This is a genomic window from Opitutus sp. (assembly GCA_024998815.1).
GTDB lineage: Bacteria > Verrucomicrobiota > Verrucomicrobiia > Opitutales > Opitutaceae > Rariglobus.
The window spans coordinates 1,755,901-1,765,682 of sequence record JACEUQ010000001.1; the positions used below are offsets into that span (position 1 = coordinate 1,755,901).

General features: G+C 58.2%; 5 protein-coding genes. All 5 read right to left on the reverse strand.

The features are described from left to right. Positions 1–76 precede the first annotated feature (76 nt). The gene (rpoC, locus tag H2170_07835; protein MCS6300002.1) at positions 77–4,216 is read right to left on the reverse strand and encodes a DNA-directed RNA polymerase subunit beta'; all 4,140 of its coding nucleotides are present in this window, start codon (positions 4,214–4,216) and stop codon (positions 77–79) included. A 47-nt stretch (positions 4,217–4,263) separates the two neighbouring features. Beyond that, the gene (gene rpoB, locus H2170_07840; protein ID MCS6300003.1) at positions 4,264–8,058 is read right to left on the reverse strand and encodes a DNA-directed RNA polymerase subunit beta; all 3,795 of its coding nucleotides are present in this window, start codon (positions 8,056–8,058) and stop codon (positions 4,264–4,266) included. Positions 8,059–8,256: 198 nt separating this feature from the next. After that, the gene (rplL, locus tag H2170_07845; GenBank protein ID MCS6300004.1) at positions 8,257–8,634 is read right to left on the reverse strand and encodes a 50S ribosomal protein L7/L12; all 378 of its coding nucleotides are present in this window, start codon (positions 8,632–8,634) and stop codon (positions 8,257–8,259) included. 143 nt (positions 8,635–8,777) lie between these two features. Beyond that, a complete protein-coding gene (locus tag H2170_07850) occupies positions 8,778–9,269 on the reverse strand; it encodes a 50S ribosomal protein L10 (protein ID MCS6300005.1) in 492 nt (163 codons plus the stop codon). A gap of 14 nt (positions 9,270–9,283) precedes the next feature. Further along, positions 9,284–9,782 (reverse strand): 50S ribosomal protein L1 (locus tag H2170_07855; protein ID MCS6300006.1); only part of this gene is annotated, 499 nt, incomplete at its 5' end.

Genomic DNA, 9,782 nt, shown 5'->3' on the forward strand with positions numbered 1-9,782 from the left:
GCACGCGGGCGCAAAAAAGCCGCGAGTGATGAACTCGCGGCTTTGATTTTTCAGTCGGCCGATTTGGCTAACCGGCTTACTGAGCCTCGGCAGCCAGAGCTTCCTCAGCGGGGAGTTCCTCGCCGAACGGCAGCACGATGCGGAGGTTCTTGTAGGCAGGCAGACCGGTGCCGGCAGGGATCAGGTGACCCATTATCACGTTTTCCTTGAAGCCCTTCAGCGTGTCGATCTTACCGAGGGTCGAGGCGTCGGTGAGCACGCGGGTGGTCTCTTGGAAGGACGCCGCGGAGATGAACGATTCGGTCTCGAGCGATGCCTTGGTGATACCGAGCAAGATCGGCTCAGCCTCGGCAGGCTTACCACCGGCTTCGTCGAGGCGCTTGTTGCCCAGAAGGAACGCGGCGCGGTCGACCTGCTCACCCCAGAAGTATTCGCTGTCACCTGGATCGGTGATGCGGACCTTGCGGAGCATCTGGCGGATGATGATCTCGATGTGCTTGTCGTTGATCGTCACGCCTTGCAGACGGTAAACCTCCTGCACCTGGCTGATGAGGAAGTCATACAGCGCGGACGGTCCGAGGATCTCCAAGATCTCGTGCGGGTCGGCGGAGCCTTCGGTGATGTGCTGGCCCTTGTGGACCACGTCGCCGGGTTGCACGATGATGTGCTTACCGGTCGGGATCAGATGCTCCTCTTCCTGCGCGGTCTCTTCGTTGCGAACGACCAACTTGCGCTTGCCGCGCAGGGTGCCCTCGAACGAAACGACGCCGTCGATGCGGGCCATTTCGGCTGCATCCTTCGGACGGCGAGCTTCGAACAGCTCGGCCACGCGAGGGAGACCGCCGGTGATGTCCTTGGTCTTGGAGGCCTGACGGGGGGTCTTGGCGAGCAGCGAGCCGGGAGCGATGATGTCGCCCTCTTGCACCGCGATCTGCGCACCAACCGGGATGGAGTAAGCGGCAATCGGCTTGCCGGCATCATCACGCACCTCGATCTGCGGATTGAGGTCTTCCTTGTGCTCGATAACGACCGTGGCGATGCGGCCCGACGCTTCGTCGAGTTCGCGCTTCACGGTGACGCCGGGGATCATGTCCTTGAAGCCGAGCGTACCGCCCTTTTCAGAGAGCACGGGGATGTTGTACGGATCCCATTGGGCAAGCACTGCACCCTTTTCGATCATCTCGCCGTCGCCGACGTGAAGGAACGAACCGACGACAATGTTGTAGTTTTCCAACTCGCGATCGTCGGTGTCCAGAATCTGGATCGTGCCGGTTTTATTGAGCACAATGGCGGCGCCGTCAGCCGTTTCCACGAGGCGAAGCCCCTTGTAACGAACCTTACCGTTGCTGCGCACGCGGACCTCGGGGGTTTTAAATCCGCCGGAAGCGACGCCACCGATGTGGAACGTACGCATGGTGAGCTGCGTGCCGGGTTCGCCGATCGACTGGGCGGCAATGATGCCGACCGAGTCACCCTGCTTGGCCAGCAGGTTGGTGGCAGGATGGATACCGTAGCTCTTCGCATCGATGCCGTTCGGGCTGATCGAGGTGAGGGGCGACATGATCTTCACGCGCTCGATACCACACTCGACGATCTTAATCGCCATTTCTTCGCTGATCAGGTCGCCGGAAGCGACGAGCAGTTCGGAGGGGTTCAGCGGATTGAAGATATCATCGGAAGCACAACGGCCACCGATACGCTCACGAAGGTTAACGATTTCGTCGTCACCTTCGAAGATCGACTTCTTCCAGATGCCGTCGCGGCTGCCGGTGTCACCTTCGGAGATGATCACGTCCATGGCGACGTCGCACAATTTACGGGTGAGGTAACCGGCGTCGGCGGTCTTCAGCGCGGTGTCGGCGAGACCCTTACGGGCGCCGTGCGTCGAGATGAAGTATTCAAGAACCGTGAGGCCTTCGCGGAACGAAGACAGAATCGGGCGCTCGATGATTTCGCCGGAGGGCTTGGCCATCAAACCGCGGGTACCGCACAGCTGACGAACCTGCTGTTTGTTACCGCGGGCACCGGAATCCATCATGATGTAAACCGGATTCACCTCGGGACGCCCGTCGTTGTTTTCCAACTTGGAGAACACCGCCTTGGCGATCTTGTCGGTGGCACCCGTCCAGATATCGACGACCTTATTGTAGCGCTCGCCGTCGGTGATGATGCCCTTGTTAAATTGGGCTTCGACCTCGGTGATCTTCTTACGGGAATCGATGACGATGTCCTTCTTATCCTCGGGGATGATCATGTCATCGATACCGATGGAGATACCGGCGTGCATAGCGGCGTGGAAGCCAAGCTCCTTGAGTTTATCAAGGGTCTCAACGGTGATCGCGCCATCGGCAACCTTGTAGGTATTGAGAATCAGGTCGCCCAGCTTGCCCTTAGGGACAGGGAAGTTAACGAAGCCGAGATCGGCAGGCCAGATCTGATTAAAGATCACGCGACCGACCGTGGTGCGGAGGGTACGTTTTTCAGAGTTACCGAAAACGGTTTCGCGACCGTGGTCAGGATTGGGGACCTCGACCCAGTCGTGGACTTTGATAGCGCCGTCTGCCTTGGCAAACAGCACTTCCTGGAGGCCGGAGAGCAGCGGCACGCGGACGCCCTTTTCGGGCTTCTTGCGGGGCTCGATGGTCAGATAGTAGGCACCAAGAACGATGTCCTGTGAAGGCGTGAGGATCGGCTTACCCGAGGAGGGCGAGAAGATGTTGTTCGTCGCCATCATCAGCAATTTGCACTCCATGACCGCCTCGAGAGAGAGCGGCACGTGTACAGCCATTTGGTCACCGTCGAAGTCCGCGTTGTAAGCGGTACAGACGAGGGGGTGAACACGAATAGCGTCGCCTTCAATGAGCACGGGCTCGAAGGCCTGAATGGAGAGGCGGTGAAGGGTCGGTGCACGATTCAGCAGCACCGGATGGCCCTTGGTCACCTCTTCAAGGATGTCCCAAACTTCGGGGGACTTTTTCTCGATCATCTTGCGCGCACCGCGGACGGTGTGCACGAAACCGAGCTCCTTGAGACGGCGGATGATGAACGGTTCGAAGAGGACGAGTGCCATCTTCTTGGGCAAACCGCATTGGCTGAGCTTGAGCTCAGGGCCGATGACGATGACCGAACGGCCGGAGTAATCGACGCGCTTACCGAGCAAGTTCTGACGGAAGCGACCCTGCTTGCCCTTGAGCATGTCCGAGAGGGACTTCAAGGGGCGGTTGCCGGCGCCAGTGACTGGGCGGCCGTGGCGACCGTTGTCAAAGAGAGCGTCAACAGCCTCTTGCAGCATGCGCTTTTCGTTATGGATGATAACGTCAGGCGTCTTCAGCTGCATCAGGTTGCGCAAACGATTATTGCGGTTGATGACGCGGCGATAGAGATCGTTGAGGTCGGAGGTGGCGAAGCGGCCGCCTTCGAGCGGAACGAGCGGGCGCAAGTCCGGCGGGATGACGGGCAACACTTCCAGCACCATCCACTCAGGACGGGACGAGGACTGAATGAAGCCTTGGATGACCTTAAGACGCTTCGAGAGCTTCTTTTTGATCTGCTTGGACTTGGTGGCGCGCATCTGCTCCTGGAGCTCGGCGACGGTCGCTTCCATGTCGGTCTTCACGAGGCAGTCACGGACAGCCTCAGCACCCATCTTCGCGACGAAGGAATCGTCGCCATACTCTTCGAGCGCCTGACGGTACTCGACGTCGGTGAGCAACTGCTTGAGTTCAAGCGGTGTTTTACCGGCATCAACCACCATGTAGTTCTCATAGTAGATGACGCGCTCGAGCGAGCGAGCGGTCATGTCGAGCAGCAAGCCGAGACGGCTGGGCATCGACTTGAGGAACCAGATGTGGGTGACAGGAACAGCCAACTCGATGTGGCCCATGCGCTGACGACGGACGCGCGAGATGGTTACCTCGACGCCGCAACGGTCGCAGACCACGTCCTTGTATTTGATGCGCTTGTACTTTCCGCAGGCGCACTCGTAATCGCGCACCGGCCCGAAAATCTTTTGGCAGAAAAGACCACCCGGCTCGGGCTTGAACGTGCGGTAATTGATCGTCTCAGGGTTCTTGACCTCGCCCTTGGACCAGGCGCGGATCGTCTCCGGCGAGGAGACGGTGATGGAGACGCAGTCGAACGGGCTGGCTTCCAGACCGAGCACATCGCGAGTTTCTTCGCGGGCACCGGCTGCAACTTCGTTGGGTTGAATGCTCATTGTGAGTTATATCCCTATGTAATCGTTAAATGGTGACGTGAGCCGGATTAGCCGGTGAGACCGCCGAAGGCGTCGCGCTTGTTGAGCTTGATATCCAGACCGAGGGACTGGATTTCCTTGATCAACACGTTGAAGGACTCGGGGGTGCCCGCGACCAACGTATTGTCGCCCTTGACGAGCGACTCGTAGATCTTGGTACGGCCCTGGACGTCGTCGGACTTGACGGTGAGCAACTCCTGAAGGGTGTGCGCCGCGCCGTAAGCCTCGAGTGCCCAGACCTCCATTTCGCCGAAGCGCTGGCCGCCGTATTGGGCTTTACCGCCCAAGGGCTGCTGCGTGACGAGGGAGTAGGGACCGACCGCACGAGCGTGGATCTTGTGGGACACAAGATGGTTCAACTTCATCATGTAGATGTAGCCGACCACGACCTCTTGATCGATCTTCTCGCCGGTACGACCGTCGAACAGAGCGCTCTTGCCGGTGGTGGGGAGCTTGGCCTCCTTGAGGTACTCGCGGATTTTCTTCTCCGGAATGCCGTCGAACACAGGCGTGGCGATCTTCATACCGAGCTTTTTACAAGCCCAGCCGAGATGCGTCTCGAGCACCTGCCCGATATTCATACGCGAAGGAACGCCGAGCGGATTCAAGCAGATCTCAATGGGCGTGCCGTCCGGGAGGAAAGGCATGTCTTCTTGAGGAACGATCTTGGCGACCACACCCTTGTTACCGTGACGACCGGCCATCTTGTCACCGACCTCAAGCTTTTGCTTGGTGGCGATGTAGACTTTGACCTGCTTGATCGCACCGTTGCCGTTGTCTTCACCGGCTTCGATGCTGTTGACCTTGCGCTCACGGTCGGTCTCGAGCTCGTCGAACTTCGACTGATAAGAGCCGATGATCTCCATGATCTTGATACGAACCGGGGACGGATCGATCTCGACGTGCTTGGAGACGGCGGCGAGCTTGCGAAGGAGCGTCTTGGTGATCTTACGGTTGGCCGGGATGATGATCTCGTTGGTGTCACCGTTGATGACATCGAGGGGGATCTTCTCGCCGAGGAGGATGTTGGACAGGGCCTCGGTCAGACCTTCGCGCAGTTTATCCATCTGCGTCTTGTAGTCTTCCTGGATCTGCTTGGTCTGGCGGCGACGATCAGAGGGGGAGAGCTTCTCCTTCTCGAAATCAACGCGGCTGGAAACCTTCACGTCCATGACAATACCGGACTCGCCAGACGGAACGACCAGCGAGGTGTCCTTAACGTCCGCGGCCTTCTCGCCGAAGATCGCGCGAAGGAGTTTTTCCTCTGGAGCGAGTTCAGTTTCGGACTTGGGCGTAATCTTACCGACGAGGATGTCGCCGGGTTTGACCTCTGCACCGATGCGAATGACGCCGTTGTGGTCGAGGTTCTTGAGGGCCTCTTCGCCAACGTTCGGGATATCGCGGGTGATTTCCTCCGGCCCGAGCTTGGTGTCGCGTGCGGCGACCTCGAACTCATGGATGTGGATGGAGGTGAAGATGTCTTCCTTCAGCACCTTTTCAGAGATGAGGATAGCGTCTTCGAAGTTGTAGCCGTTCCAAGGCATGAACGCGACGAGGATGTTACGGCCTAGGGCCATCTCACCCTTTTCGGTGGAAGGACCGTCAGCGATGATGTCGCCGACCTTAACCTTCTGGCCCTTGTCGACGACCGGCTTCTGATTGAAGCAGGTGCTGGCATTGGAGCGCATGAACTTGCGGAGCTCATAAACGGTCACGCCGTTCTTGGCATCGCTCTTGGGGTTTTTCTCGAAGTTGCGCGGCAGCTCGCCGTCCTTGGTGATGACGATGCTCTTGGCGTCCACAAATGCGACGATGCCGGCCTCTTCGGCCACAACGACGATCTTGGAGTCGCGGGCCACGCGCTCTTCAATACCGGTGCCGACGAACGGCGACTCGGCCTGCAGAAGCGGTACGCCCTGGCGTTGCATGTTCGCTCCCATCAGCGCGCGATTCGCGTCGTCGTGCTCGAGGAACGGAATCATACCTGCGGCGATCGAGATGACCTGCTTCGGCGAAACGTCCATGTAGTGGACTTCGGAGGCGGGCACTTCAAGGAACTCGCCGTCTTGACGAACGGTGACCTTGCCGACGAAGTGATTCTTCTCGTCGAGTTCGGAATTCGCCTGAGCGATGACCTTGGCCTCTTCTTGGTCGGCGGTGAGGTAGTCGATCTTATCGGAAACCTTGCCGTCCTTAACGATGCGGTACGGGGTTTCGATGAAACCAAACTCGTTGACGCGAGCGTAGGTGGAGAGCGAGTTGATCAGACCGATGTTCGGGCCTTCGGGCGTCTCGATCGGGCAGATACGGCCGTAGTGCGACGGGTGAACGTCACGCACTTCGAAGCCGGCACGCTCACGGTTAAGACCACCCGGCCCGAGAGCGGAGAGACGACGCTTGTGCGTGACCTCGGCGAGGGGGTTGATCTGGTCCATGAACTGCGACAGCTGCGAACGGGCGAAGAAATCGCGGATCACCGTGGTGAGCGCCTTCGGGTTGATCAGCTTCTGGGGCGTGATCGAATCGACGCTCTGGTCGTACATGGTCATGCGCTCGCGCACCAAACGCTCGGTGCGGGACAGACCCACGCGGCACTGGTTGGCAAGAAGCTCGCCCACGGTACGAACGCGGCGGGAACCGAGATGGTCGATATCGTCCACAACACCCTCACCGCGTTTGAGGCGGACGAGGTACTTGGTGGCGGAAGTGATGTCGCCGGACTCGAGGATACGCTGTTCTAGGTCGACCTTAAGACCGAGCTTCTGGTTGATCTTGTAGCGGCCGACGCGGCCGAGGTCGTAACGCTTGGGATCGAAGAACAGGCGCTTGAGCAGTGCCTTTGCGTTGGCGGTTGTCGGGGGCTCGCCCGGACGCAGGCGCTTGTAGATTTCCTTGAGGGCTTCTTCCTCGTTACGTGTCGGATCTTTCTTGAGGGCGCGGATGATGGCGCCTTCGTCGGAAGCCGTGTCAATTACACGGATACTGGAGATGCCGTGTTTCTCGAAGGTACGAACGATCTGCTTGGTGAGGGGCTCGAAAGCACGAGCAAGCACAACGCCCTTTTGGGCATCAATGGCATCTTCAACCAAGACCAGCGTGGAAACGTTTTCGAGGTCGAGGGCCTTGGCGATCTTGATATCCTTGATCTCGTAGAAAAGATTCAGGATGTCGATGTCCGAGCTGTAGCCGATGGCACGCAGCAAGGTGGTGATCAGGAACTTACGACGACGACGGCGGCGATCCAGATAAACGTAAAGGAGGTCGTTGTTATCAAACTGAACCTCAAGCCAAGTGCCGCGGTCAGGAATGATGCGGAAAGAGTGGAGGGGTTTACCGTTGGCATGCGGGGCAACTTCGAAGGCGATGCCGGGCGAACGGTGCAACTGGGAGACCACGACGCGCTCGGCGCCATTGATGATGAAAGAGCCACGCTCTGTCACCATGGGGATCTCACCCATGTAAATTTCCTCGTCCTTGATGAAGTCTTCCTCACGGAGGCGCAGCTTTACATAAAGGGGGACCGAATAGGTGATACCCTCGCGGATACATTCGATCTCGGAATTCTTGGAGTCGCCGAGCGTGTAGGAGACGTACTCAAGATTGAGACGTGCGTCATAGGACTCGATCGGGAAAACCTCGCGGAAAACGGCCTCGAGGCCTTGGGGCTTACGCTGTTTCTCGGGGATGCCCTTTTGAAGGAAATCGAGATAAGACGTGATCTGGATTTCGATCAGGTTCGGCGGAACAATGACTTCACGAAGTTTGCCGAAGTTGATACGGTCGGATTGATTGCGAACGGCCATGGGTGATCCCGGTTAGGTAAAGTATAGAGACGGAGAAACCGCGCTGGTTGGCGCGGTCAAATCAAACGAACTCCAGCCGAAGGCTGGGGCGAAAACTGAAAACAAAGAGCGATAGCGGAAAAGGCAAAGGACAGGCCGCGCGGTAGCACGGCCTGTCCCGAAGACGATAGACGATTTAGATCGTTGAACGCCAAGTAATTACTTGAGTTCGACCTTGGCGCCAGCGGCCTCGAGCTTCTTCTTGATGTCCTCGGCGTCAGCCTTGGAAGCACCTTCCTTGACAGCCTTAGGAGCGCCTTCAACGAGATCCTTGGCTTCTTTAAGGCCCAAGCCGGTGATGGCGCGGACTTCCTTAATGACGCCGATCTTGTTCGCGCCGGCCTCAACGAGGACAACGTTGAACTCGGTCTTCTCTTCGACGACAGCGGCAGCGGCACCACCGGCAGGAGCGGCGGCAACGGCAGCGGCGGCGGAAACGCCCCACTTGGCTTCGAGGTCTTTAACGATGGAGGCGAGCTCGAGAACGGTCTGGGCGGACAGCCAGTCGATAACTTGGTCTTTGGTGATATTGCTCATGGTATTAAGTTCCTAGGGCGACTAGCGATTTCAGGAATGAAACGCGTTTAAGGGACGTATCCCCTAGCCTACCCTTGTGGATTTTTTGTCTTCTCAAAGGCGTCGATTTTAACCGACGCCTTCTCAAAATGGGTTGATGTGGCTTAGGCGGCGGGCTGCTCTTTTTTGACCTTGGCGTCGAGGACGCGGACGAAGGACGCAGCGTTGCTGGTGAGCAAGCTGAGGAACTGCGAGCGCATGACGTTGAAGGGAGGCAGATCGGCCATGACGGCGAGTTCCTTTGCGGAGAAAATCTTCTTCTCCAGGACGCCGACTTTGACCTCAAGACGCTGCTTGGTGTCGAAGAACTTCTTAAGGATCTTCGCGACGCCAGCCGGGTTCTTGCCACCGACGAGGATAGCCGTTGGGCCAGCCAAGGTGGAGGATTCGAACTCGGGCAGGCCCAGGGCCTTGGCGGCTACACGGAGGGAACTGTTCTTGACGACGTGGAACTCGGCGTTTTCAGCAGCAAGGCTGGCGCGGAGTTCGGCGACATCGGAAACGGTGACCTTCGAGAAATTGGCGAGGATGACGTAGTCGGACTTCTTAAGGTGCGTCTCGACTTCGCTGATCAGGTATTTTTTTTCGGCTCTCATGGGTAGGGTTCCGATTAGAACTTGCTGTATTCGGTGGAGGCGACATGAACGCCAGGGCTCATCGAGGATGAGAAGGCGACGGTCTTGATGTAGTTGCCCTTGAAGGACGCAGGCTTGGCCTTGGAAATGGCCTCGAGTACCGCTTTCGCGTTCTCGATGAGCTGGGCGTTGGTGAAGGAGCGCTTACCAATGCCGACGCCGATGTTAGCGGCTTTGTCCATCTTGAACTCAACGCGACCAGCCTTAACGGCTTTGATACCAGCAGCGATATCGTCGGTGACGGTTCCGGACTTCGGATTGGGCATCAATCCCTTGGGGCCGAGCACGCGGGCCAAAGTACGGACCTGCTTCATGGCCTCGGTGGTCGCGATGGCGACATCGAATTCGAGCCAGCCCTCGCTGACCTTCTTCATGAGTTCGGCCATGCCGGCTTCGTCTGCACCGGCCTTGAGGGCGACCTCAGGGCTGTCGGTGAACACGATCACGCGCACTTTTTTACCGGAACCGTTTGGG

Coding starts and splice junctions, on each gene's coding strand:
- rplL (MCS6300004.1), bottom strand. CDS start 8,634: ATGAGCAATATCACCAAAGACCAAGTTATCGACTGGCTGTCCGCCCAG.
- rpoB (MCS6300003.1), bottom strand. CDS start 8,058: ATGGCCGTTCGCAATCAATCCGACCGTATCAACTTCGGCAAACTTCGT.
- H2170_07850 (MCS6300005.1), bottom strand. CDS start 9,269: ATGAGAGCCGAAAAAAAATACCTGATCAGCGAAGTCGAGACGCACCTT.
- rpoC (MCS6300002.1), bottom strand. CDS start 4,216: ATGAGCATTCAACCCAACGAAGTTGCAGCCGGTGCCCGCGAAGAAACT.